Origin of the sequence: Flavobacterium noncentrifugens, from assembly GCF_900100375.1 — a bacterium.
Classification (GTDB): domain Bacteria; phylum Bacteroidota; class Bacteroidia; order Flavobacteriales; family Flavobacteriaceae; genus Flavobacterium; species Flavobacterium noncentrifugens.
The window spans coordinates 967,248-992,402 of the sequence record NZ_FNEZ01000002.1; the positions used below are offsets into that span (position 1 = coordinate 967,248).

A 25,155-nucleotide genomic window follows, 5' to 3' on the forward strand; every position below is an offset into this window, starting at 1 on the left:
GTTGGGTTTTTGGGAAACGTTAATTTTAAACCAATCGGAAGCATGCAAATTAAGTTTTTACGCTCAATTTCATACTTCCCGAATGTTTTCTTCATTATTGCTTTTTGAAGATGGTATCGAAATAACCTTCCCGGTCAATGTCTGCAAGCAAATCAGGATGTTGTGCCGTCCATCCTAGCATTTTCCGGGTTTGCTCATAAGAAGCAGGACAATCCATAGCGGCGAAGTGTGCAAACCAGCCAAAATAAGCATCGGCATCTTCAGCAGTTTTCGATTCCACGGGAATATTGAGGCGCTTTCCAACGACAGCAGCAATATCGCGAAACAAAACACCTTCGTCGCCGACGGCATGGAATCTCGTTCCCGGTTCGGCATTTTTTTCAAGTGCAAGTCTGAAAAGACGCGCAGCATCAAGGCGGTGTACCGCAGGCCAACGGTTGTTTCCTTCATTTTTATAGGCAGAAATCCCTTTTTCCTTGGCAATATTAATCAGCATCGGAATAAAACCATGGTCGCCATTGTCATGCACCGATGGCGGAAGGCGTACTACAGCGACGCGAACACCTTTAGCAGCTACTGCATCTACGGCTTCTTCGGTAGCAACCCGAGGATTTGCTGAATTTTTGGCCCTGTCATCTTCGGTAATCAGTTTGCCTTCGGTACGGATAATACCAATACCTGAAGTAACAATCAGTGGACGATTAGAACCAAGCAATTCATTGCCGAGGGCTTCGATGATTTTGCGGTCGTTTTCCGTACTGTCCTTGAATTTTGAAAAATCATGGTTGAATGCTGTGTGGATGATTCCATCGGATTTTGCGGCGCCTTCGCGTAGGCTGTCAATGTCTTCCAGATCACCGAAATGCACTTCGGCACCTGCTGCGAGGAGCGCTGCGGCCCCAGATTCTGAACGGGTCAATCCTAAAACCTGATGCCCGTTGGCAATTAATTCGGTAACAATGGCCGAGCCTATAAAGCCCGTTGCGCCTGTAACAAATACTTTCATAATGGTGTTTTTTATTGGTACAAAGTTGGGCAATAAATTGAAAAGGCATTTAGCCGGATTGCATTTTGTTTTAGCCGAAATAACGAATTCCGGAAATTAAAGTATAAAAAGTGCGAAAAATATTTTGCGCGATTTTTTTATATATATTGGAGGCAAATATTTGGATATGAGAAAATTACTACTCCTTTGTTTGTTTTGCATCAGCAGTATTTGTTTTGGCGCACCTCTGAAACCGATTGCAGCAATGGTTCAACGGTTTCACGAGATGAAGGATGTTTTTCCGGAGTATGGTTTATTCGAGAAAACTTCGTCAGACCTGAAAAAATATGACGGCATTTTGCCCGAATATACTTCTGCAAAACTATCCTTGCCAGGCCTTGCTGCAATAGCAACACAAAAGCCGCAAACCATCAGGATCCGTTTTCCTTTTAATAACGAATGGATTGCGGTCGATTTGTATCAAACAAATATCACGACAGCCGATTATAAGATTCAAACAGATAAAGGGTATTATTCAGATTATCAAAAAGGCGTATTTTACCGCGGGATCATTGCCGGTGACAATGCGTCGCTGGTGGCTTTCAGTTTTTTCAAAAATCAGGTCATTGGTGTGGTTTCGAGTGCTGCTCATGGCGATATCAACATCGGAAAGCTGGTCCTTACAAGCAACATAGACCAGTACATTATCTACAGCACACAAAAACTGCTTGTTGATGTATTGTTGAAATGCCATACGGCAGATACTGGAATGCATCCTGCAAATTCTTACAGACAGCCTGCTGCCCATTCGCCGCAAAGCACCGACAAATGCGTCCGGATGTATTATGAACTTCCATACCACAGTTATGTAAACCACAATTCAGACATGACCCAATCGATTGACTGGGCGATGGCCATCCACAACAATGTAAGCGCAGCATTTGCCAATGAAAGGGCCATATGAGGAAACAGGAGATTTGAGCCAGATCAATGATTTTCCAATTTATTCGCCAACAGTCAAAAGCGTCGCACACGAATGCGGCCATTTGCTGGGTTCACAGCATACGCACAAATGTGTTTGGAATGGCAACTGGACACAAATAGACGATTGCGGGGCCGCGACAGGTGAGGGCGCAGGCTGTTATGATCCGGAGCACCGCATTATTCCCGAAGTAGGCATGGGCTCGATCATGAGCTATTGTACCGATGCTTTGTCGGCTGGTTTTGGACCACAGCCATCGGCTTTGATCATCAATAAAATAGAAAGCGGCACTTGCCTGGGTACGAATTGCAGCGAAAACTGTTCGCCTTCAATCGCGAAGCTTTTGGTTACAAAAGTCGGCCAGACATCTGCAAAACTGACCATTGTAGACGACAATCCTAATGTTATTTCGTGGCAATTCCGCATTCCACCGAATAACTTTATTACAATCACGTCCAATCCGTATATCATTACAGGATTGCCACCAAAAAGCAATATTGTGTTTGAAGTGCGCCAGATTTGTAATGATCCTATTGCCGGCGATTATCTTTATGGCGGGAATATCTTTACTTCGGGCGTGTATTGCGGCGAAGCCATTACCGATCACAACAGTTTCAATGCCTTTGATAACTACAGTTTCCAGACTTCATTGTATCCGGCAAATACCACAGACAAGGTTTCACTCCAGTTTTTACATGTGACTACGCCATCTGCTGCGGAAGGCGTGGTTGTTTATGACGGCCCGGATATTGACAGTCCTGTTATTGGTACTTTTATGGGCAGCATACAAAATCCGCCAGCATTGACATCTACACATGCTACAGGTGCCTTGTGCCTGCAATATTTTACGGAGGAAAGCGATCGGGAAGAGGAGCGCTTTTATGCAACGGTGACCTGTGTTTCTGATCCATTGGCTGCAGCCGAATTTGTAAAACCGATTTTCAGCTATGGTCCGAATCCGGTAGTTCACGATCTTAATTTTGAAGCGGATGCTGTCGTAAAGGCCATTAAAATTACGGATGTGCTGGGGCGGACGATCGCCATTCAATCTGTTGGAAATAAAAGCGGTCGAATTGCCATGGATGCTTATGCTGCCGGTCAATACCTGGCCATCGTTTACTTTGAAAACCGCCAGGAAGTCATCCGATTGTTGAAAAAGTAAAATCTTAAATAAGAAGCTGGAAAGGATGTTGTCAGATTTTATGTATATTTTTGCTAGGCATCAAAAAAAATAAACATGGCATCAGGATTTTTTGCAATTTTAGACGACATCGCTTCTTTGATGGATGATGTTGCGGCTACAAGTAAAATAGCAACACAAAAAACGGCAGGAATATTAGGTGATGATTTAGCTGTCAATGCCGAGAAAGCGACGGGATTTGTATCTTCAAGAGAATTGCCTGTGCTTTGGGCGATTACGAAAGGCTCTTTACTCAATAAACTGATCATCATTCCGATTGCCTTGCTGCTGAATGTTTTCTTTCCGATAGCCATAAAATTCATCCTGATTCTTGGCGGATTTTACCTCGCCTACGAAGGTGTCGAAAAAATTGTGGAATATTTCTTCCACAAACCGGAGACAGTTCATGCTGAAGAAGCTGAAGATGATCAAGCCGATGCTGAGAAAAGCAAAATTAAATCGGCTGTAACGACTGATTTTATATTGTCTGTAGAAATTGTAATCATTGCATTGGGATCGGTATTGGATAAAACCCTGCCGATACAAATCATTACGGTGTGCATTGTCGCGCTTTTGGCTACTGTTGGCGTTTATGGCATTGTGGCGCTAATCGTTAGAATGGATGATGCGGGATTTAGCCTGATCAGGCGTTCGAATAACAAAGGTTTTTTAGCGCAGTTTGGCAATCTGCTTGTAAAGCTGCTTCCGATAGTGATTAAATTTTTGTCTGTTGTAGGTACGATCGCTTTGATATTGGTTGCAGGTGGCATATTTGTTCACAACATTAAATATTTGCATCCTTTTTTACCGGCATTACCATCCATAATTAAAGAATTTGTGCTTGGATTGGTTGCCGGATTGCTAGTTGTTGGGTTTGTTTTGGGTTTTAGGAAAGTTTTTAAGCGGAAAGGGTAATTTATATTACTTTCCAATGCAGAAAGTAACTTTCCTTTATTAATAGTGCTTTAAAACCATCGAGGTACAGATGGGGTACAAAAATCGCCAGATTTTCGTAGGAAAAAACATCATTTGTTATTTTGCGTATAATCTTTCCGGAGGGGTAAAATTTAACATTCTTGGTTGAGTTTAAAGATAAATTGCTAATAAATTTAGAATGATTTATTTGGTTGTATTACATATGAGAAATAAAATCAATATTCACAGGCCTCTTACTTAAATTACTGTGAAGTTTATTCATTGAATTTAGTTGTAGTACAAACTTTACTAACCGACCCTTTAGTTTCTTTACGCTTGCTTAGCTAGCAAATATGATTTGTTTGTTAAAAATAAATAATAATAATAAAAATACAATCCATCAAACCAGCCGTTTATCTTTAAATGCTTGGTTAAATCATGGAAATACTTTGGGGACCAAATATGAAGTATTGTGGGATTTTCGATAAACCTGACGGCGTCTGTTTTAATGTAGTCCAAGTAACCATATTGATTTTTTCTGAGAGAAGTTGCCTGAATTCTGCTTCAGAAAGCGTTTCCTTATTCCAGTCGCCACTATCCTTGGCTCGCATTAGAAAAGTGTACAAAATCGAGTTTTACTCCTTTTTTGATATACCATTCAATATCATACCATTCGCGTCCCTTTACATTATTTTTTCATTTTCGGAACAGCAATGCGTGCATTTTACCTGCGGAAAGATCTTCGATGATAAAACATTTTACATAAAAGGAGTAAGGCTTAAGAAGTAATTTTTGATCAGTATTGAACCCAAGCGGCGGCTGCGTATCGATCTCAATTATCTTAAAAAGTACAACAACAAAGCTTCGTACAAGTCTGTGAAAGCACTAAAGAATAAAAATCCTTGTGATATGCAGGAAACCAGACATGAGAATGGGAGAATTGGTTTTCGATATCGACGTTACCAAGTACTATTTTTTTCTTAATAACAACATACTATACTATTCAAACACCATCGATTTCAATTTATTGCGGTATGCTTCCAGCGCGTCGGATTTTGAGATAAAGCCAAAATATTTTCCATCTTTCACCACTGGCAGGAAAGCTGTCTTGCTTTTCTCGAATTTGGCCATCACAATTTCCATACTGTCGAAATTGTTCACAATTACAACAGGTTCAGCCATGACTTCCCTTATTGCCGTATATTTTACTTTATGGCTGTTAAATATTATTTCCCTTACATCATTAAAATAAACAATTCCTGCTACTTCGTTATTTGAATTGACCGCTGCAAATATGACTTGGTTAGAATGTGAAATCAAGTCGACAAGCCTTTCAAGGTTCTCGTTGGGTGAAACTGTAAGGAAATCAGTTTGTATGATTTTCTCCGTATCCATCGTCCAGAGGATATTGGTGTCTTTGTTCGTCGTAAACACATGCCCCTTTTGTGCAAGGCCTTTTACATCCAGAGAATGTTTTTCAAACCTTTTGGAAATTGCAAAGCTTATTGAAGCAACAATCATTAGGGGAATCATCAGGTCGTAACCTCCGGTAATTTCCGCAATCAAAAAGATAGCTGTTAGCGGCGCATGGAAAAGTCCGCTCAGGATTCCCGCCATACCCACCATTGTAAAATTACTTACGGGCAAATGGGTCAATCCTGTAAGGTTCAGAAATTTTGAAAAGAAGAAGCCAGTGTACGAGCCAAGAAAAAGAGAAGGTGCGAAATTACCACCGTTCCCGCCGCTGCCCAGCGTAATGCCTGTAGCAAAAGCTTTGAGTAACAGCGTGGCACCTACAAAAATTAGCAACATCCAATGATTGTTTCTGAAATCGCTGAAAAGTGTGTTATCGAGTAATTTTCCCGGATCAACATCTGCCAAAGTTTTGATACTTTCATATCCTTCTCCAAAAAGTGTAGGGAAAATAAAAATCATCAATCCTAAAATTGACGCACCTATAATTGCGTTTTGATAAGGGCCGAATTTCAATTTGGCAAAATAATGTTCTGTTTTTTGAAAATTCCGGTAATAAAACACTGCAACAAAACCTGTAAACAATCCTAATAAAATATAAAACGGAATGTTGTGGTAGTCGAAAGTTTGTTTTCCCTTGAACGTCAGTAATATATTTTCATTCAATACTACCGCAGATACCAACGCGCCGGTAGCCGCGGCAATCATTATAGGTGTAAAAGCTGCAATACTGACGTCGACCAACAGCACTTCAATGGCGAACAATACACCGGCAATCGGGGCATTAAATGCTGCGGCAATACCTGCAGCTACGCCACAACCAATGAGTAATGTTCGATCCTGATAGCTTAGTTTAAACTGTTGCGCGAAGTTTGAACCGAAAGCCGCGCCCGTCACAACTATCGGACTCTCCAAACCCGCGGAACCACCGAGCCCTACAGTCAGCGAGCTTGTCAGGATTTGTGCATACATTTGTTTTTTTGGAATGATGCTCGCCTTTTTTGCTACTGTGTATAGAATTTGTGACGTTCCCTTTTCGATAGAACCGCCTAGAAGCCTTCTAATCACGAATACGGTCAACACAATCCCGATCACCGGTAAAATGCTGTTAATGAAGCTAAGCTTTAATGTAGCATTGATGTAAGTCGCAAAGGTAAATACAGCATGTGCAAAAGCCTTTAACAGAATTACCGCCGTCGCTGAAAGAATTCCGACTAGTACGCTGGCAAGAAATATGAACTGTTTTTTGGTGAGTTTTTCCTGGCCCCAAATCAAAAGTGATTTTAGCCTGAGCAATTGTTTTTTAAACATTATTTAAGTTTGTGAAAATTTGGGCCTGAAGATCTTGTGGTAGATTTTTTCTACTTTTTCTTTTTTGAATTTTCAAAGAGCATTTGTTCTTCATAAATTTCAAGCTCCTTTGATTGAAGTTTTTCTTTCAGCCACGCGGCTAATTTGCGTTTTGAGGAAACTGGAAGTTTCTTGTGAACCTGGTATACCATCACTGGGACTGTCCTGGCACTGTCTGTAGATTCGTTAAATGTATGTTTCGCTATAGAGATATTGCTGATCTCGGGAAAAAGTATTTTTATCTCTGGAAGAATCTTTGCATTTTCGATCCGGGCATTGGCAATTTCCTTTTTAAGTTTTGCGATAAGAATGTCCTTTTCATTTAGTGTCGCTTTTTCTGAACCGATTTCGTTAAGAATATCTCTTTTCAAATCAGTAGTATCCTGCCTGATCTGAAGTTTGGTATTTTCAATTTTATAGAATTTTAGCTTTTGATTGAGTTCGGCTACTTCTTTTGGTGAAAACTTTTTTGAGAGAAATGCCAATTCAATTTTGTGCGGTAGCGTAACATATCTGGTTTTCTTATAAAGGATTGTTAAGCCTTTATTGGTGAATTCATTTTCGATGAAATTATTCACTTTTTCATTGTACTTCTTTTCTTCGTAAAGTTTAAAAGCAAAATAGATGCTCGGAATCATTAATGCTATAATCAAGAACGTCATCGCATATTTTACCTGTTTTTGCCGTTTTAAGTCGACTTGTTTTACGGGAGTGTATTTGAGATATTTAACGATAATGAACGTTGCGATGCAGATAAAGACACAGTTGATTGTGTAAAGAAATAGTGCGCCAAGGAAAAATTTGAAATTTCCAATGGCCAACCCGTAACCAGCCGTACATAGCGGCGGCATTAAAGCCGTTGCAATCGCCACTCCTGGAATCGGATTGCCTTTTTCGACGCGAGTGATAGCGATAACTCCGACCAATCCACCGAAAAAAGCAATAAGTATGTCGTATATGTTTGGAGCAGTTCTCGCCAGTAATTCTGTTTGGGTTTCTTTAAACGGACTTAAATAGAAATAGATTGTGGACACAACCAAACTTACAACCGTCGCTATAAGTAGGTTTTTTAATGATTTCCGCAACAGTGCAAAATCAAAAATCCCCAACCCAAAACCAGCTCCGACAATCGGACCCATCAATGGTGAAATAAGCATCGCGCCAATAATTACCGCTGTTGAATTTACATTGAGGCCAACCGAAGCAACTACAATAGCGCAAGCTAAAATCCAAAGATTAGAGCCGCGGAAGGAAATATTCGATACGACGTTTTCCAGAACTTTCGCACGATCATCTTCGCCTTTATGGAGATTTATAAAGTTGAGTATCTTATTCATCTGTTTCTACGATTTCTTTGGTGAGTATGAATTTGAGGAAAATGAATCCTGCCAATGCTGCAACGAGCGAAGACAGCAGGATAATGAATTTGGCATTGCTGATGATCGTTTGGTCGTCAAACGCGAGCAATGTTATAAATATGGACATGGTGAATCCGATTCCACCCAAAAGGCCAACACCGAAAATCGATTTCCATGTTAAATCTTCCGGTAATTTGCAGAATCCGCAAGCTGCAGCCAAGTAGGTAAGCAGGAAAATTCCCAATGGCTTTCCAACAATCAGCCCTAACGCAATGCCAATACTGTAATGTTCTGTAAGTACTGCGCCAATATCGGAACTCAATAGGATCGCTGTGTTGGCAAGTGCAAATAAAGGCAGGATAATGAACGAAACTGGTTTGTGAAGGAAATGTTGTAAAATATAGGAGGTTGATTTTTCGTCACCATTTCCGAACGGAATGGCGAAGGCCAATAAAACCCCGGTGATTGTTGCATGTACTCCAGAGTGCAGCATGAAGTACCACATAGCAATTCCACCAATTAAATACGGAAACAGGTTCCTGATTTTGAGTCGGTTAAAAATCAAAAGTATGCCAAATATCCCTAGTGAAATGAAAAGATTGGTGAATGCGATTGTTTTAGTGTAGAAAAAGGCAATGACCAAAATCGCGCCCAAATCGTCGATTACGGCTAAGGCAGTCAAGAATATTTTCAAAGCGGTTGGAACCCGATTGCCGAGCAATGCCAATATTGCTAATGCGAAAGCGATATCGGTAGCCATTGGTATCCCGGCTCCGGACTGCGTTTCCAATCCGAAATTAAAAACTAGGAATAAGGCGGCGGGAACTAGCATTCCGCCAATTGCGCCAAAAATGGGTAGCATGGCATCTTTTATATTTGAAAGCTCACCGAGGTAGATTTCACGTTCCAGTTCCAGGCCAATCAGTAAAAAGAAAATTGTCATTAAGCCGTCATTGATCCAATATTCGATTGTTTGCCCTGACAACGGACTGTGCCAGAAATGGGCATAACTTTCCATTCCGCAATTGGTAAGCGTCAATGATACCAATGTGCAGAGAATCAAAATGATACCAGCGGTCTTTTCATTTTGGAAGAAATCTTTAAAGAGTTTTGTTAGCTTCATTCGTATATTAAGGGTTAATCGTGTTGGTTTATATTAGGTAATTTTATCATTTGTCACATGATGAGTCGGACACCACCCAATTCAGACACCTTGTACGAAAACCGGTCTCCCGGAGAACCGATAAACATAAAATTTTTAGGGATGTTCCATTTATTGGAAAGTTCGTCTATTAAATCTGGCCCGAAGACACCATCGATTTCTATGAATTCGATATGGATTTCAGGATAAGCCCTGTCGAGCACTTCAAGATCGATCTTTAAAGCCTCATTCGATTCGGTTTCTTTTTTGACGTTTACGATTTTGAGTTTTTTCGTGGTTTCATTATTTTGCACATACTGCATGACTTTGTTTAGAATTGCTACGTCATCGCCTTTGGTGTAGAACACAAATTCCTGGGCATGGATTTTATCGTGCATTTTCTTCAGATATCTGTTTCCAATAATCGCGAATTTCCTGATCGGTTTATAAAAATATTCCAGCCCATCAAGTCCTAACTGAATAATAACTGACCGACTGAGCATAATGACGACAAACATTATTGCAGGAATAAGATATTTAATGAATGTTTCAAAAGCCGCTTCATTGAGTATGATATTGCCGGCAAAAGCAGCTACTATAAAACCTATTGCCAAAACAACAGCCAAGCCACGTGCTTTTTCAGGCCTTGGTAATTTGCGCCGCTTGAATTTTAATAATAGATTTCCAATTCCAAAAAGCGCCATTACGGCAAGAAAAGAGAATGTATACACGCCCGCGAGGGATTCAAGATGTCCTTGTGTAACCAATAATACGGAAATGCATAATATCAGGAAAGTAATGATGATACGGTAATTTGAACCGCGCTTATTTTCTTTGAGGAAATAATTGGGTAAAATCCTGTCTAATGTCATCCGTTTTAAAAGTCCTGAAACACCAACGAATGAAGTCAGCACTGCGCCGCAAAGCACTAATACTGCATCAATCGAAATAAGAAATGCGAGCCATTCACCGCCTGTAGTGTGCCCAAGAAATGATAACAACGATTCCCTGTGTCCATTCAATTCAGCAATAGGAATGATTGCAATCAATAATATTGCAATTGCAGGATTAAAAAAACTGACAATCGCCCACATATTCCGAAGCGTTTTTGGAAATACGCCTTGCTTTTGTTCCTCGACAAAGTTTGCTGAACTTTCAAAACCTGAGATTCCAAGCATCGCCGCAGAAAAGCCCAGAAACAAAACGTAAACTAAACTATGTCCAGTTATCGGGATTTCCCAATTGATGTGAAACGTTTCCAACCCGTTTGAAAACAGGAAAATAACGGAAACGATCACAAGCAACGAAAGTGAAAGCAGGTGGATTAGAAAAATAACAACAGCAACTACAGCAGATTCGCCGATACCAATAATCGCCAATGCAGTAAAAAGGATCAGTACTATAACCGTGACAATCATCACATTAATGCCTGAAAAAATAGTATGAAGGTAATGCATCGCTTCCGTGGCAGAAATCACGGCTGTTGCCATATAGGAAAGAACGGTTAAAACTGCGGCAAACGAAGCGACTTTTTTGCTCGATGTATTTAGCAGCACATTATATGCGCCCCCATTTAGGGGCAAAGCGCCTACAACTTCACCATAAATTTTCCGGAATAAGAACAACACAAATGCAACGACCAATAGTGAAATCCATGCGTACTGACCGGCATATCCGATTGTTAGCGCGGAGACATATAAGCATGAAGAGCTGATATCGTTTCCGCAAATCGCTGTAGCCTGAAGTTCATTAAGTTTTTTGTGTATTGTTTGTGTCACTATTTAAATTGCTTTTTTATAAAGTTAATCAATGTTTGCCGATGCGTAGTGCTATAAACCAACTATATATTACATGATTGGAATGTAGACCTCATTTTTTCTGTTTGTTTTATCGGCGCGTTCCATTAGTGGCTTTAATAGTTCAGGTTTGATGCACAGTATCGGAATTGTTGAATCGTTGATCATCCTGTTGGTAAAGCTGTGACTGGTAAAAAGGTCGTACCATTTCCTATCCATTGTTGCGTTCATCACGATAAGATCCACCTTCATTTTTTTGGCCGCTTCAAGTATCGATCGGGATATTGATTCGCTGGCAATGATTTCGTAAGATACGGTCACATCTTCCGAATTAATATTGTCCCTGACTTCTTTTAATTTGTTTGTCAGGCCGTAAACTTCATCGACATCACTGACTTTGTAAATAGCTACCAGGTGAAGCTTCAATTTGCTTCTGATAGAAAACGGAATGAGGTAATCGAGCTTTGTGGCGTAACCATCAGTATTCCGGATTGGGTAAAGAACCGAATCGATTGTAGTATTTTTGAATTCACACGGGATTGTTAATGCAGGGCAGGACGTATGTTTCAAAATTTCCATCGCTGTAGTGCCACTCCACATTTCTTGTAAGCTCCTTACCCCATGGGTTCCAATGATGGTAAGGTCTATTTTAGATGACTTTTCAAATTCGTTTATAATTGCACCAACATCTCCCATTTCTACTTCGAAGTTAATCGTCATTGTAACGATTTCGATTTTATCGGAACTTTCTTTAGTCATGTCACTTATGGTTCGTGTTACCACACTTTTTAACATAGCAACGACTTTTTGGTGAACGTTCGCGAATTGTTCCAGCTTCATAGGTTTAATTACGTGGATGATATTCAATTGCGCTTTATTAGCAACTGCAATTCTGACAGCCATGCGCAGCGCGTTGCTTGCTGTTTCCGTAAAATTCATCGGAACGCATATCTTTTGTATTTTAAAATCCATAATCACTATTTTTGTAGATGCAAAACGGTTGACAATTTTGCGATGCACTTGAAGTAGTGCAAAGATACTTTCCTATTTTCTGCTCGAAGTTGACCGCTGTCAACCTTAATACCGAAATCATGAGTTTTACAATATCAAAATACCATTTTAAAAGCGATCATATTTTTGATGGCATTAGTCAGAAAACAGAAGTCGATCTAAAGAAAATTAAAACAGTTGCCCTATTTTCAAAAGGTGAAATTCTTTATGAAGAAAACACAAATCCAAAGGCAGTTTATTTCCTGAAAAAAGGTAAAGTAAAGATCGAGCAATTGAATCCTGACGGTAAAGTGCGAATTTTCTATATCTACACAGACGGAGAATATTTTGGATTTAGACCTTTACTAAGTAATGAAATGAATCCTGTCAGCGCAAGCTTTTTAGAAGACAGTGAGTTGGAAATTTATGAAGGAACAGGATTTAAAAGTATTGTCAGGAAATCTTCGCAGTTGTCTTTTAACCTTATAGAAATCCTGAGTTACGAATTTAATGTTTGGATAAACTTAATGTCTTCGCTGTCGCACAAATCAGCTAAAGAAAAAATCGCATTAATCCTTTTGATTTTAGATGAAAAGTATAAAACTAGTGAAGGTATATCGGAAATCACAATGACCAAATCAGATATTGCAAGATATACAGAAACAACTGAAGAAACTGTTGTTCGCGTACTTAGCTTTTTTGCAGAGCAGGGGATTATAAGAAATGAAGGAAGAGTGTTTGAGGTTATTGATGTCCAGATGTTGGAAATTATCGCTGAGAGGTTTTAATAACTCAAGAGTTTAAATTATATTTTATTAACCGCTGACTCGCATTAATGATGTATTGGTAACAAATTTCGCTCTTAAGTTCTGCATATCTTCACTAACTTTCTTATCAAGAACTCTAACGTAATGTTATATTATCGGAGCTTTTTTGTTCTACTACGCTGCGTTTTGATTGTTATAATATCTTTTCCTGAACCAAAATGCCAAGTTGACCAATGCAATTAATGCCGGAACTTCAACCAGCGGACCAATTACACCCGCAAACGCCTGACCGCTGTTAATTCCGAAAACACCAATTGCAACTGCTATGGCCAATTCAAAATTATTGCCCGTGGCGGTAAAAGCAATAGATGTACTTTTAGAATAATCGGCACCAAAATATTTTCCGGTAAAAAAACTTACGACAAACATGATTGTGAAATAAATAACCAATGGAATTGCAATTCTAATCACATCCATTGGAATCTGCACAATCAGTTCGCCTTTCAGGCTGAACATGATCACAATTGTAAATAGTAGCGCAATAAGCGTTATGGGAGAAATGAATGGGACATATTTGGTCTGAAACCATTCTTCACCTTTCATTTTTATCAATCCGTTTCGGCTGATAAAACCCAATGCAAACGGAATTCCTAAATAGATTCCCACACTTTCAGCGATTTGACCGATACTGATTTCGACATTAAAGCCATGATAGCCAAAATAAGGAGGTAAAATGGTTATGAAGATATATGCGTAAACGCTGTAAAGAAATACTTGGAAAATACTATTCAATGCAATCAAACCGGCAGCATATTCACGATTACCCTCAGCAAGGTCGTTCCATACAACAACCATTGCGATACATCTGGCCAGTCCGATCAGAATTACGCCAATCATGTATTCAGGATAGCCTTTGAGGAAAAGCAGCGCCAAAGCAAACATTAATATTGGTCCAACAACCCAATTCAGAAATAGTGATGCACCAAGCACTTTCGTATTTGAAAACACTTCGCCCATCTTGCTGTAATTTACTTTCGCCAAAGGCGGGTACATCATCAGGATTAATCCTATTGCCAAAGGAATATTAGTCGTTCCGCTTGAAAACGAATTAATAAAGCCACTACTTGAGGGCATGAAATATCCGATAGCCACACCGATAGCCATTGCAAGGAATATCCAAAGGGTAAGGAAGCGGTCGAGAAAACCTAATTTTTTGCGTTCTGCTACCGGAGCACAATTATTTGCAGACATCTTTAATTTTTAATTTGTGAGAATACATAAAACATTTCAGTTGCAATCTGCAAACTTCTCTCTTGGTACATTTCCTTTTGTTGCGGCGTATTGTCAAATGCTTTCGGGTCTTCAAAAGTTATCGGTATGCGTTTTTCCGCACCGGGAATAAAAGGGCAGCCGCCGTCGGCTTGTGAGCAAGTCATGATAGCTGCAAATTCGCTTTCTGGATTAAAATCATTGTCATATGTTTTGGAAAAGCAAATAACAGGATGTTCATTTTCAGCGTATTTAATTGCGTAAATCGGATTGGATCCTTCTGAAAGGGTTTGTATTTTAAAACCTGAATTTTTTAATGTTTCTGCTACCATAGGAAACATGGCGGTTGCTTCAGTCCCGCCAGAGTAGCAAAAAACATTTTCAATTCCGTAATGCACTGCCGCTGTTTGCGCCCAAACCTGAGACAAGTGGCTTCGCCTTGAATTGTGGGTGCAGATTAAATTTAATCTTATCTCTTTCTTGTTGTTTACTTTGGCTCGAATAAAATCAATAAGAGGTTGCAGTGTGATTTTGCGGTTTTCGGAAATAGTATCGAAATTAAAAGTACTGATTGCCTTTTCGATTTCCTGAAAAATAGTGGGATCAGTTGCATTCATTGTTTTAGTTCTACGTGGTTAACGATTAGCAGCAGTTTCCATCCGGAGTACAGCAAGGTTCATTATTCCTATCAGATAGGGTTACTTTTTGCTTTGCTGCAGGAATGCCACATTGTTCAGAAGCTAGGCAAGCGGTTTGTTTATTGAGGAGCAGGAAGTTTTCGCCATTAAAACCCAATTCATATTTACCGATTGTGTTTTCCTGGTATTCGACTTCAATTTCGAAATCATTTATTCCAAGCACTTTTTCAGATAATGAAATAATGTTTAATAATTTGTTTGGTTTAAGCCTGTGATCTTCATCATTAGAGTCTTCCCACAATTGGAAATTCACTACTGTTTCCTTGCGAACGGTTCCGCCACAGTCGATGAAGTTTTTGGTAATCAAACCAACTTCAGTTACATGAAAATTTTGTGGAACAAAAGTGCCGTTTGGAAGCATAAAAGTTAGCGCTTCCATATTGACTAAATGATTTTTAATTTCAGAAAGTTTCATTTTTAAATTTTTAGAAGATTGTTAATCGCGTAATTAGCAGCACTCATTTCTTTTCTAAATGCTCAGTAATGTGTTGAAAGAAGCCCTTTATTTTTTCGATGCCTGGTTCATTAATGCAATAGCATATTGAAGTTCCTTCGATGCTGCCTTTTATAAGTCCTGCATTTTTGAGTTCTTTCAGATGTTGGCTTACCGTAGGCTGTGCCAGCGGCAGTTCATTTACAATATCTCCACAGATGCAGGTGTCTACTTTCAAAAGGAATTCCATTATCGCAATTCTGGCTGGATGTCCTAATGCTTTTGCTATTACAGCAAGGTCGTTTTGCTGTTCCGTAAAATGGTCTGTTTTTGTTGCTCCCATAGTAGTATATTTATATTGCAATATTACGATTTATATTCTCATATGCACTTGTTATTATACAAAAAGTGTAATAGTGCGGGAAGTTTAATACGTAGTGATAAAGAAACTTAATTGATAAACATATAATGCTTCAGCTGACACCTATAATGTAGTTACCAAAAAAAACTATTTTTGGCTTAACCGACTGTTTTAATAGGGTTATAAATTTAAAACCGCATTTATCATATCTTCTTTTATGAATTCCCACTCTTTACCTCTAAGGCATATTGGATCAAAATCATCGTCACTACTTTCAAAATTTCTAAAATTCTGGAGAATAACAGTTTCGTCATGTGTGAATTCACTTCTTGTTCTGTGAAGTGCTAACATCTGTGAGATATTATACTCTGGCAATAATTCATGTAAATGCCAAAAATCTTTTTTGCGCCCTTCGCGCAAGACTACATCAACTTTCATCGCGATTATTTCTTCAACGGTTGCCATTCTGATGCCATCAATAATAGTAGCTGTTTGTATAAAAGGATCGTTACTATAATAAAGGTCTAGTTTTACGCTGTTCTCTTTATCTTTTCCAATTAAATACGATTTACCCATACCAACATTTCCTCCAAAACCTGTATCCACATACGGAAAGGTAGATTTTAGCACTTCCTCCAAAACGACAAAGTCTAGTGATCCGTATTCAGCATCCGTAAATAAGTCGATATCTACGGACATTCGATGTCCGATGTGAAGGCTCAATGCCGTGCCACCTACTAGTCTAAACGCATCAAATTGAGAGCGTCATTAGTATTTCCAAGCATTGCTTCAGCGTTGGGTTTACAGTATTCCAAAACATTAGCTCATAGGATTTTTAGATATTGTTTTTAATACTGGATCGGGTAGTAGATATACCAATTACCGAACGTACCTTTGGAACCCCGTAAAATTGTGTTACCTGTCGTTTCTCGCTAAAATTCCCTCTTTCAAATACGCGACGTATAACCGCTTTGTATTGCCTGTCCCAATCTATGGACGAGATATCGGTATCCCAGAAGAGATTCTTTCTGATACCGGAAATGTCAAGTTTTCGTAAATTATTATTTTTTTGCTTTTCTTTTTTGATTTCGTAAAAAGCCTGTAGCATTACCAAGGTTCCTTCTTCTAAGTCCAGCGCCTTTTCAATTTTAAGGGCAATAGCAGTATTGAGGTCGCGTTTTCCTTTAATGATAGCATTAAAAGTTTGTGGATGTTCTGAAAGTGAAATTGCGAAAGGTCTCTGGTTAAGCTTTCTTTTTCCCAATTCACGTCCCCTTCAAATTCGTCTTTAGAGTGCAAGCGTTCAAAAGCATCAAATATTTTAAGCGCATTTTTTGCATCGAAGCTGACACCATTGTCTTTGACTGCGACTCGAACATGATCCAGATTTTAAATGGTGTTTTTTGAAGCGGCTATAATTACCCACGGTGCATTATCAGGCTTTGAAAATTTGAGCGCATTGTGAATGAGATTGTAAAAAAGCTGGTGAAGTAAAGATTGACGCCTCCTACTTGGGGAAGGTTTTCCACGACCATGATGCTTGCTTTGCCTGAATCACCAATAATCTGCTTTGATGATTTAATTGCAGCAATACTTTTAAAAACCCATAACGATTCCCAATCCATATTGTTTTCCGTTATAAATGGGCACAATCATCCCGTTAAGTTTATCTCTATCCTTAAATAGCGAATTTTTCAGTAGTGGATGGATCCAGTATGCGATTTTAGTGCTCAATATACCAATGCCTGCGCCGGCAGCGATGTCGCTGAACCAATGCCTGTCATTATACATCCTGAAAAATCCAGTTCCTGCAGCCACGACATAACCTGAAATTCCATACCATATTGATACATCTTTATATTCCTGATATAAAAATTCGGCACCCATAAAAGCAGTTGCGGTATGTCCTGACGGAAACGAATTGTTGGATGTTCCATCCGGGCGCAGTTCATTCCCTGTGGTTTTGATAATATTTACTGTGGCACCCATGATAACATAAGCGGAAACCAAAATAATTGACCGGTCTTTAAAGTTGTTCTTGCCTTTTATACCGGCTGTATTTAGTGCATAAACAGATAGGAAAGGTGTGTATTGAGATATATCATCAATAGTGAACTTTTCATCAATATGCTCTTTCAATTCATTTCGTGTTCCGGAATTCAGATCTTTTAGCGTATGGCTTTCCAGTCCGATTGCTCCATAGCCGATCAGTATAGTTGGAATAATTAAAGCTTCATATTTAAATTTTAAGTTCTTTGGTTTTCCTATGCTGTCGGCAGTGTGAATTTGAGCAAACATGAAACTGGAACTAAAAAACAGCGACATGATTATGCTTAATCTTTTGGTCATTTGGAAGATGGATGATTGTTGGCTGCCAAGATAGGTTTTCTAAATGAATAGCACTTGATTTATCAAATTAATAAAATCCATGATAAATTGTGCCAAAAAAAAAGCAGCCATTCAGCTGCTTACATTGATACTATTTCATCAGAAGTTTTGTTTTCAAAAATCATCGGTAAGTTATTTCCCCATAAGCATGAAATTGAAGGCAATTTTCACATTTTCGGCGATCTTGCTTTTTACAAGGTTTGGAATTTCTATGTTATAGTCGGTCGGCCTGATGCTAAAATTGCCTGTAGCGTTCAGATTATCCCCGGAAACCATAAATGTTATCTTGCTTTTTATTTTTTTGGTTACTCCATGCATCGTAAGGTCGCCTTCGACATCGAAGGTGTTTTTTCCTGCAGCAAGCTTTGAAGCATCAAAATTGAGCACCTTTCCTTTAAATGTCGACTTCGGGTATGTTGACGACTCGACATAATTTTCGTTGAAATGTTCTTCCATCAACGGTACTTTAAAGCGGAACCCTTTCATCAGGGCAAGTGTGGCGAATTCGCCAGTGGTTTCATCAAAGACGCACGATACGGTATTATTTGCTGCTGCGATTTCCTCGAGCGCGGGCATGGAAGCCTCGAATTTGATCTCGCCAGAGCGCGTGATCACTTTCTGTGAAAAGCCCGAATGGGCCAAAATTAAAGCGAATGTCAAAAAGACTGTTTTTTTCATTTTTTGTAGTTATTGGTTAGGGAATCCGTTATTGGCCCAGCTTGTCACCGCATCAATCTTGCTTTGAGGCATTCTTTGCGCTTCGGGCATGCCTTCTCCGGTAGGTGCCGCAATTTCATCAAGTAAACCATTGTTTATAATCGCATTTTTCACCTGATCGTAGTTTTCCAGATAAGGCTCTTGTCCGCCATCGGTACTGTGGCAACTGATGCAATTGGCACTCATGATTGGTTGAATATCCTTGGTATATGTAGGTGTCGCTACAACCACTGATACTTCTTCATAGGTATTGGATTCACAAGCCACAACAAGCAAACCTACAAATGCTAGTGTTATCATTTTTATTGCTTTCATATTAAAATACTCTATACATGTTAAAACCAAAATAAATCCCGCCACCATTCCATTTTCCGGTTGCATTGGTGAAAAATGCCACATCATTGATCGCCTGGCTGTTTGAAAAAAGCAGTTGAAAGACGTGGCCGCCTGTTTCAATGTCAAGCCCAACGGAAAGCGGATTGTGGTATACATCATGTTCCGGTGCATTAATCCGGGCAGCATACTCCAAGTTCAGGCTTAGTCTTTTTGATAACTTGTACCTGCCACCAGATGCTATTAAAAACTGGTCTTTGTTTTCGGTTAACGGATCATAAAGATTCTTGTGTACGAATACAGGGTTGACTTCAAGGGAAAAGGAATTCGAAAATTTGTGTGATATCGGCAACTGTGTAGTATATGCCAAACGATTGTTGCCTTTTAGGTTGGGATATTCATCAGTACTTAATTTTGTGTTCACATCCATTGTATTGTACCCGACAATGGTTACAGGAAATCCGTCTATTTGCTGATCCGCCAGTTTGTACTTTCCGGTTAACTCATATACTTTATTATAGGTTTGCCTGGAAAGTCCGACTGAAAACCAGTTGGTCACTCCGTAAATCCCGCCGAGTTTGGTGTAGGCATTGTCCAGCCCGAAGAAATTGTCGAGCCCGTTGGTCAAATCACCAAAACGGTGCGAAATGACGAAATAGAATTCGCCTTTTGCAGCCATCTTTGTAGACTGCATCGATACCACTTGTAATCCTTTAAAAGCAGTGGTTTCAATTTCTTTTTTATCAGGCTTTTGATCGAGTTGGCCTAAAAGGTCTTCCTGTGCCTGGACGTATCCAAAAGTCAATAGTGCGAATGTAAAAGTTGCAATTTTTTTAATTTTCATATCGGGTTTTATTTAATGATGCAACATTGGTCGAGCTTGATTTCCCCCATGAGATCATCAAATCCGAGTAAGCGTCCTTTGATGTTTGCTTGGACACCATTTTTTAATGCGTTTTTTTGCTGCATATTGCAAATGATATTTTGGTTCAGCGTTAGGTCTATGCCATCACTGGCTGAAATGGTTCCTGATACTTCTATGGTTTTGTTCAAATATTTTTTGCTGGCATCTTCCGCATTCTTGTTGAAATCGGCAATCAAATCAACGGCATTTAGTGTATACGCTGGTTCTTCAGTGTTTACGTCCCGTGAGCCACCTTTCATTACATAAGCATAGCCACCGAATAGCCCAAAAGCTAAAATGACCGCTGCAACCGATACTATTTTATACGTTTTTTTCATTGGGATTATCATTTATTGATTTTTATTTTTTTAACGCTTCGGTCACCAGCAGTTGCAATTTCAATAAAATAGACTCCTGATGGCAGTTCAGGCATTGCTATTGGAATTGTAGCTTCGGTAGTATTCACTTTTATTTCCCGGATTAATCTTGCCTGTATATCATAAAGACTAACGGTTTCGATACGCAGTAATTTACTGTTCTCGATGTTGAAATTTCCATCGGAAGGATTTGGATAAACATTGGTCTGGTCTGCAAGGGAAAAATCCTGTGTTCCCAACACGTTACTAAAGACAACCGAAGACGCCCCGCGCGAATTGTGTTCTGAGTTAAAATTTGTTGACGGTCCAACTGCCCAGATAATATTCAGGTTGGTTAGCGCATAGGTAAATGCAAAGTCATTGGCATCCCCGGTACTGAACGGTCTGGTTGCTACTACTGTTCGGGTTGTGCCTGTAACGGCATTACTCACCAGCGTCAGGTTACCAACCGCATCGGTAACGGCATGATTGTGGCCTCCGGCAAGATGCTGGTCTAAGATCATTGTTGTATAGGTAAAACAATCAATAGGCGTATTGCTTGACATTGTTGTGGCATTAAACCCGACAGTTAACCATTTTGTCGAAGGTCCGGTCATAGTCATGGTTACCAATGATGCCGTTTGGTCGAGATCAATTTTGATGGTCATAGCTCCAATTGTTTTCACTCCGGTAGACCGAAGCTGGGCAAAAGAGCAGGTTAGGGACAGGAGTGTCAAGACACTCAATAGCAGTTTTTTCATGGTATTGGATTTTGGGTTTGTATTTGCATTATTGATCGAGCAGTATGCTAAGTGTCGTATTTTTATTGAATCGGGCGACGTCTAATGCCGTTTTTCCTTCTTTGTCTTTAAGACTTTTATTGGCTCCTTTGTCGATCAGGACCTTTGCAATTTCATTTTTATTAAAATATACCGCATACATTAGCGCCGTTTTGCCCTCATTGTCTGAAGCATTCAAATCAGCGTTTACCGAGATCAGTTTTTTTATGATGGTAAGGTTTCCGTTCATCACCGCAGCCATAAGCGCAGTTCCTCTACCAGAATTGTAATTAATGTCTTTAACTTTATCCGATAGCAATAAAGCGGTACCTTCATTTCCGTAATAAGCGGCCAGAATCAATGGGGATGAGCCACCAGGATTAATGCTGTTGACACTTTCGCTGTGTTTGCCGATGAATTCCTGCATTTGCAAGACTGTTCCATTTCTGGCTATCTCGAACACGTCTGAACTTTGCGCGAACACCTGTATCGAAATGCAGACGATGAAGTAAAAAAGAAGGTATTTTTTCATGAGGACTGAATTTGTACCAAACCTATAGCTGAATTCTATTTGAAATCTGAAGCAAACCCGTAAAAAGTAATTCTTAATCTATTCTTAAGAATGCTTCATTGCAAATTGACCAAATTGCAATAGCACCAGTTATCCTTTCGATGTGTGGAAATGGCTGCTACAGAATTGCAATAGAATCTTTCGTTTACTTTGAAATCTTTATTTATTAAAGCCAACAGTTTAATATCGTCATATGAAAATTTTACTTATTGAAGATGAACCCGAATTGCGGAACAGCATCAAGCAATACCTAGAACCCGAAGGAAATATTGTTGAAGTAGCATGCGACTTTGTCCAGGCCGAACAGAAGATTGCTTTGTACGATTACGATTGCATGCTTATCGATATTACCATCCCCAAAGGCTCCGGGTTGGATTTGATCAAACAAATCAAGAGGAAACATTTGAAAGCAGGGATCATTATCATATCTGCCAAAAATTCTCTTGACGACAAAGTTTATGGACTTGATCTCGGTGCCGACGACTACCTGCCGAAACCTTTCTACTTGCCTGAACTCAACTCTCGGATCAAAGCTTTGGTCCGAAGGAAAAACTTCGATGGCGATACTGAAATTAATTTCAACGAGATCAAAGTGTTACCAGATGAAAGACGTGTTCTTGTTAATAATGATTATGTTAATCTCACAATTAAAGAATATGACCTGTTGCTGTATTTCATGGCCAACAAAAACCGTGTTGTAAGCAAAAGCGCACTGGCAGAACACTTATGGGGTGATAATGCAGATGGGTTTAATAATTATGATTTTATTTACACCCATGTAAAGAATTTGAGGAAGAAACTCCTGTCAAAAGGTTGTGAAGACTATCTTCATACGATTTACGGAATAGGATATAATTTTAAAACCTGCGAATGAAAATCATTACAAAAACAAGCCTGTTCTATTTTGCCTTTGGAATTCCGATATTGATTGTATCGGGCTACATCTGCTTTAGCATTGCCACTGAGGAGATTGAGGAAAGCAATGAAGGTGTCTTGTTAAACTTGCAACAACAGGTCGTACAAATGATAAAAACTCGGGATAATGCCTCGCTGAATTTATTGAAAAAAAGTAACGAGGTAAGCATTCGGGAAGTTTCTGGAGATGCCCAGGTATCGACTCTTTTTTCAGATACGCTTCTTTTGGATAAAAGAGAAAATGAATATTCGCAGGGCAGAATGCTTACCAGTATTATAAATCTGGGCGGTACAAAATACAGGATAAAAATCTGGAGAAATACACTAGAATCAAACCAGCTCATTGGAGGTATTTTTACATCGATGATGGCGGTACTCATTCTTTTGGTGCTGATCTATATCGTAATTAATTTTTATGTTTCGAAAAGGCTTTGGAGGCCATTTTACACCGCCGTAGATAACCTTCAGAAATTTCAGGCAAGCGATAAAGTGATTCCAAATTTTGTCGAAACAGGCATCAATGAGTTTGAAGTGCTCAACACATCCCTGAAGGCAATGATGGGTAGTATGATATCGGATTATGGGCGTCAGAAGCGGTTTACCGAAAACACCTCACATGAGATACACACGCCGCTTGCTGTCATAAAATCTAAAATAGATTTGTTGATTCAATCTGTGAATTTAGGAGAAAACGAAGCCCAATTGATTGTTGCAATCGATGAAGCTTGTTCAAAATTAATTCAGATAAACAGATCATTGTTGTTGCTCACAAAAATTGAAAACAGGCAATTTACAGGAAAGGAGTTGGTTTCTTTTAAAAAGAAAGTCAACAATTCACTGGGTCTTTTTGAAGATCATATTAAGAACGGTAACATTCATGTTTTTAAAAATTTTGACGAAGATTTTTTAACAGATGCAAACCCCGATTTGTGCCAGATCCTGGTCAATAATCTCATTCAAAATGCGATCAGGCATAATCATATAGGCGGAAGTGTCATTATCATCATAAATAAACAAGGTTTTATAATACAAAATACAGGCAAGTCAGATTCGCTCAAAGTTGCGGGCATGTATGAAAGGTTTAATAAAGATTCCCAAGTTCAGGATTCTGTCGGGCTTGGTTTGGCGATTGCAAAGGAAATAGCAGAAACAAACGCATTGTTTCTGACTTATAAATATGACAACGAAAATCATATTTTTTCAATTGCTAAAAGAGAATAAATAAAAAAATCGCCGGACTTTTAAAAATGGTCTGGCGATTTGTTTTAAACCCATTTGGACAAAAATGATTGTCTAAGTGTTGGTTTTGAATTACTTATATTTGATGTTGATGCTGAAAATATCCGAAGTCATTTGTGTTGTCTTCGTATAATGTCCATATCGCAATTCTACGGTATTGAAATGCTTAATCCCGAAAACGCCTTTAGCTGGGGTAAACTTTAAGCCCATTCCCATGAAACTGCTGTTAAACCTTGACAAGTCATAATTGCTGGTGTAAAATTCCTCAGCAGCGGTATGTGCGCCATAAGCGTTAAAATACTTGACTGCACTTTGCGTATAGTATCTGTAAAAAGGGCTCAAGGAGAAAAACGGAGACAATTTTACCGGCACTTCAATATCAGCGGTATGAGCAGTTAGTTTCCAGTCATCCGAATAATAGCGGTAATACGCGCGAATAATCACATTGTCGCCAAGAAAATAACTCGCTCTTACTGCCAATGGAATCTTCAATCGGGTGTCCGGCAAATTTTCCTGATGGACCGTTCCGTCATTGAAATACACGCGGTGGAAGGGAAGGCTCAGGTAACCGCTTTGCGAAATCACATCGGCCATAAACATGATTTGAAGGTTTTGGTTGACGATCTGCGAATAGCTTAGCGTTCCTGCAAAAGTGTTCCTAGATTCGGTTCCATAACCGTTAGACGTTCTGAGTTCAACCGGCAAAACCAATTTTACCTGATCGAGATAAGCCTGGAACTTGGCTGTGAATTCCCCGTTTCTGTCTTTGGTCTTTTTGGAATAACTCACATTTCCACCAAAAGACTGGTAATCAAATTCGGTTGAAGACGACAATCCTATGCCTAAAGTGTTTCCTTTTTCCTCGTTTTCGCGACTGTAAGTAATCGAAGGATAAAAGCGGTTGTCTGCCGATGAAGCCGATGAATTGGCCTGAAGGTCGATCTGATCCGAAGAAGCTGAAGTATAATGATCGATTCCGGCTTCGATATCAAAAGTATGCTTGATTCCGGTTTTGCCGTATTTTAACAATTTTACGTCAAGCGTATTGGACAAATCGGTTAATTTTTCAGATCCGATTCCGCCGGTAACGGCCGAATTGTTTCCGTCCTGTTTGTAATAGCTCGAAACCAGGTTGATTTCGTCAACTTTGAGCTTGGTGCTTTTGTAGCCCGTCGAATCGGTTGGGGTGGTTTGTGCCGACAAACGCAACAATCCGAGCAGGGCAAATCCGGTAATGATGATTCTTTTCATTTGT

Annotated in this window: 26 protein-coding genes; 6 read left to right on the plus strand and 20 right to left on the minus strand. The window is 39.4% G+C overall.

Annotation, left to right across the window (positions count from 1 at the left end; genetic code table 11):
* Window positions 1-94: 94 nt before the first annotated feature.
* On the minus strand, window positions 95-1,006 hold the full coding sequence (locus BLS32_RS09060) for an SDR family oxidoreductase (protein ID WP_091394317.1): 912 nt from the start codon (window positions 1,004-1,006) through the stop codon (window positions 95-97).
* A 166-nt stretch (window positions 1,007-1,172) separates the two neighbouring features.
* On the opposite strand from BLS32_RS09060, the gene BLS32_RS09065 reads away from it, so the two are divergent.
* The 3 genes from BLS32_RS09065 (at window position 1,173) to BLS32_RS09075 (ending at window position 4,062) form a co-directional block, all read left to right on the plus strand.
* Window positions 1,173-1,949: a hypothetical protein gene (locus tag BLS32_RS09065; protein WP_139171721.1), complete on the plus strand. Its 777-nt coding sequence runs from the start codon at window positions 1,173-1,175 to the stop codon at window positions 1,947-1,949.
* Window positions 1,933-3,129: a hypothetical protein gene (locus BLS32_RS09070; RefSeq protein ID WP_091394322.1), complete on the plus strand. Its 1,197-nt coding sequence runs from the start codon at window positions 1,933-1,935 to the stop codon at window positions 3,127-3,129. The genes BLS32_RS09065 and BLS32_RS09070 overlap by 17 nt, the downstream gene beginning before the upstream one ends.
* Before the next feature lie 75 nt (window positions 3,130-3,204).
* Complete coding sequence (locus BLS32_RS09075) at window positions 3,205-4,062, plus strand: DUF808 domain-containing protein (RefSeq protein ID WP_091394324.1); 858 nt, start codon at window positions 3,205-3,207, stop codon at window positions 4,060-4,062.
* Between the two features lie 999 nt (window positions 4,063-5,061).
* Here the strand turns inward: BLS32_RS09075 and BLS32_RS09085 are convergent.
* The 5 genes from BLS32_RS09085 to BLS32_RS09105 all read right to left on the minus strand — a co-directional run bounded on the left by BLS32_RS09085 (window position 5,062) and on the right by BLS32_RS09105 (window position 12,152).
* Window positions 5,062-6,846, minus strand: a complete 1,785-nt coding sequence (locus BLS32_RS09085; RefSeq protein ID WP_091394330.1) for a chloride channel protein — start codon at window positions 6,844-6,846, stop codon at window positions 5,062-5,064.
* Window positions 6,847-6,896: 50 nt separating this feature from the next.
* Entirely contained in the window at window positions 6,897-8,222 is a 1,326-nt protein-coding gene (locus BLS32_RS09090) for a TIGR00341 family protein (protein WP_091394333.1), read from the minus strand.
* A complete protein-coding gene (gene nhaA, locus BLS32_RS09095) occupies window positions 8,215-9,366 on the minus strand; it encodes a Na+/H+ antiporter NhaA (RefSeq protein WP_091394337.1) in 1,152 nt (383 codons plus the stop codon). Before nhaA ends, BLS32_RS09090 begins: the two co-directional genes overlap by 8 nt.
* A gap of 53 nt (window positions 9,367-9,419) precedes the next feature.
* Window positions 9,420-11,162 carry an APC family permease gene (locus BLS32_RS09100; protein WP_091394343.1) on the minus strand — a complete coding sequence of 581 codons (1,743 nt, stop codon included), beginning with the start codon at window positions 11,160-11,162 and terminating at the stop codon, window positions 9,420-9,422.
* 69 nt (window positions 11,163-11,231) lie between these two features.
* Window positions 11,232-12,152 carry a universal stress protein gene (locus BLS32_RS09105; RefSeq protein ID WP_091394349.1) on the minus strand — a complete coding sequence of 307 codons (921 nt, stop codon included), beginning with the start codon at window positions 12,150-12,152 and terminating at the stop codon, window positions 11,232-11,234.
* A gap of 119 nt (window positions 12,153-12,271) precedes the next feature.
* On the opposite strand from BLS32_RS09105, the gene BLS32_RS09110 reads away from it, so the two are divergent.
* The gene (locus BLS32_RS09110; protein ID WP_139171722.1) at window positions 12,272-12,958 is read left to right on the plus strand and encodes a Crp/Fnr family transcriptional regulator; all 687 of its coding nucleotides are present in this window, start codon (window positions 12,272-12,274) and stop codon (window positions 12,956-12,958) included.
* Window positions 12,959-13,111: 153 nt separating this feature from the next.
* Here BLS32_RS09110 and arsB read toward each other — a convergent pair whose 3' ends face one another.
* From arsB to BLS32_RS09180, 13 genes are all read right to left on the minus strand, one after another.
* Window positions 13,112-14,188 carry an ACR3 family arsenite efflux transporter gene (arsB, locus tag BLS32_RS09115; protein WP_091394355.1) on the minus strand — a complete coding sequence of 359 codons (1,077 nt, stop codon included), beginning with the start codon at window positions 14,186-14,188 and terminating at the stop codon, window positions 13,112-13,114.
* Between the two features lie 2 nt (window positions 14,189-14,190).
* Window positions 14,191-14,823, minus strand: coding sequence for an arsenate-mycothiol transferase ArsC (locus BLS32_RS09120; protein WP_091394359.1), 633 nt, complete (start codon window positions 14,821-14,823; stop codon window positions 14,191-14,193).
* Between the two features lie 25 nt (window positions 14,824-14,848).
* Window positions 14,849-15,319 (minus strand): DUF6428 family protein, encoded by a 471-nt coding sequence (locus tag BLS32_RS09125; RefSeq protein ID WP_091394362.1) that lies wholly within the window; start codon window positions 15,317-15,319, stop codon window positions 14,849-14,851.
* 43 nt (window positions 15,320-15,362) lie between these two features.
* The gene (locus BLS32_RS09130) at window positions 15,363-15,680 is read right to left on the minus strand and encodes an ArsR/SmtB family transcription factor (RefSeq protein WP_091394365.1); all 318 of its coding nucleotides are present in this window, start codon (window positions 15,678-15,680) and stop codon (window positions 15,363-15,365) included.
* Between the two features lie 198 nt (window positions 15,681-15,878).
* Window positions 15,879-16,397, minus strand: coding sequence for a nucleotidyl transferase AbiEii/AbiGii toxin family protein (locus BLS32_RS09135; RefSeq protein WP_245699375.1), 519 nt, complete (start codon window positions 16,395-16,397; stop codon window positions 15,879-15,881).
* A 136-nt stretch (window positions 16,398-16,533) separates the two neighbouring features.
* Complete coding sequence (locus tag BLS32_RS09140; RefSeq protein ID WP_091394368.1) at window positions 16,534-16,962, minus strand: helix-turn-helix transcriptional regulator; 429 nt, start codon at window positions 16,960-16,962, stop codon at window positions 16,534-16,536.
* A gap of 332 nt (window positions 16,963-17,294) precedes the next feature.
* Window positions 17,295-18,047: a phosphatase PAP2 family protein gene (locus tag BLS32_RS09150; RefSeq protein WP_091394373.1), complete on the minus strand. Its 753-nt coding sequence runs from the start codon at window positions 18,045-18,047 to the stop codon at window positions 17,295-17,297.
* 171 nt (window positions 18,048-18,218) lie between these two features.
* On the minus strand, window positions 18,219-18,764 hold the full coding sequence (locus BLS32_RS09155; RefSeq protein ID WP_091394376.1) for a YceI family protein: 546 nt from the start codon (window positions 18,762-18,764) through the stop codon (window positions 18,219-18,221).
* 9 nt (window positions 18,765-18,773) lie between these two features.
* Entirely contained in the window at window positions 18,774-19,103 is a 330-nt protein-coding gene (locus BLS32_RS09160) for a cytochrome c family protein (protein ID WP_139171723.1), read from the minus strand.
* 16 nt (window positions 19,104-19,119) lie between these two features.
* Window positions 19,120-19,980: a DUF5777 family beta-barrel protein gene (locus BLS32_RS09165; protein WP_091394382.1), complete on the minus strand. Its 861-nt coding sequence runs from the start codon at window positions 19,978-19,980 to the stop codon at window positions 19,120-19,122.
* A gap of 8 nt (window positions 19,981-19,988) precedes the next feature.
* Window positions 19,989-20,378: an OB-fold protein gene (locus tag BLS32_RS09170; protein WP_170227552.1), complete on the minus strand. Its 390-nt coding sequence runs from the start codon at window positions 20,376-20,378 to the stop codon at window positions 19,989-19,991.
* An 8-nt stretch (window positions 20,379-20,386) separates the two neighbouring features.
* Entirely contained in the window at window positions 20,387-21,157 is a 771-nt protein-coding gene (locus BLS32_RS09175) for a T9SS type A sorting domain-containing protein (RefSeq protein ID WP_091394387.1), read from the minus strand.
* Between the two features lie 28 nt (window positions 21,158-21,185).
* Window positions 21,186-21,707, minus strand: coding sequence for an ankyrin repeat domain-containing protein (locus BLS32_RS09180; RefSeq protein WP_091394390.1), 522 nt, complete (start codon window positions 21,705-21,707; stop codon window positions 21,186-21,188).
* Between the two features lie 232 nt (window positions 21,708-21,939).
* Between BLS32_RS09180 and BLS32_RS09185 the strand changes: the two genes are divergently transcribed.
* Both BLS32_RS09185 and BLS32_RS09190 read left to right on the plus strand, forming a co-directional pair.
* Complete coding sequence (locus BLS32_RS09185; RefSeq protein WP_091394393.1) at window positions 21,940-22,620, plus strand: response regulator transcription factor; 681 nt, start codon at window positions 21,940-21,942, stop codon at window positions 22,618-22,620.
* A complete protein-coding gene (locus tag BLS32_RS09190) occupies window positions 22,617-23,882 on the plus strand; it encodes a sensor histidine kinase (protein ID WP_091394394.1) in 1,266 nt (421 codons plus the stop codon). The genes BLS32_RS09185 and BLS32_RS09190 overlap by 4 nt, the downstream gene beginning before the upstream one ends.
* A gap of 90 nt (window positions 23,883-23,972) precedes the next feature.
* Here BLS32_RS09190 and BLS32_RS09195 read toward each other — a convergent pair whose 3' ends face one another.
* On the minus strand, window positions 23,973-25,151 hold the full coding sequence (locus BLS32_RS09195) for a DUF3570 domain-containing protein (protein ID WP_091394397.1): 1,179 nt from the start codon (window positions 25,149-25,151) through the stop codon (window positions 23,973-23,975).
* Window positions 25,152-25,155: the final 4 nt, after the last annotated feature.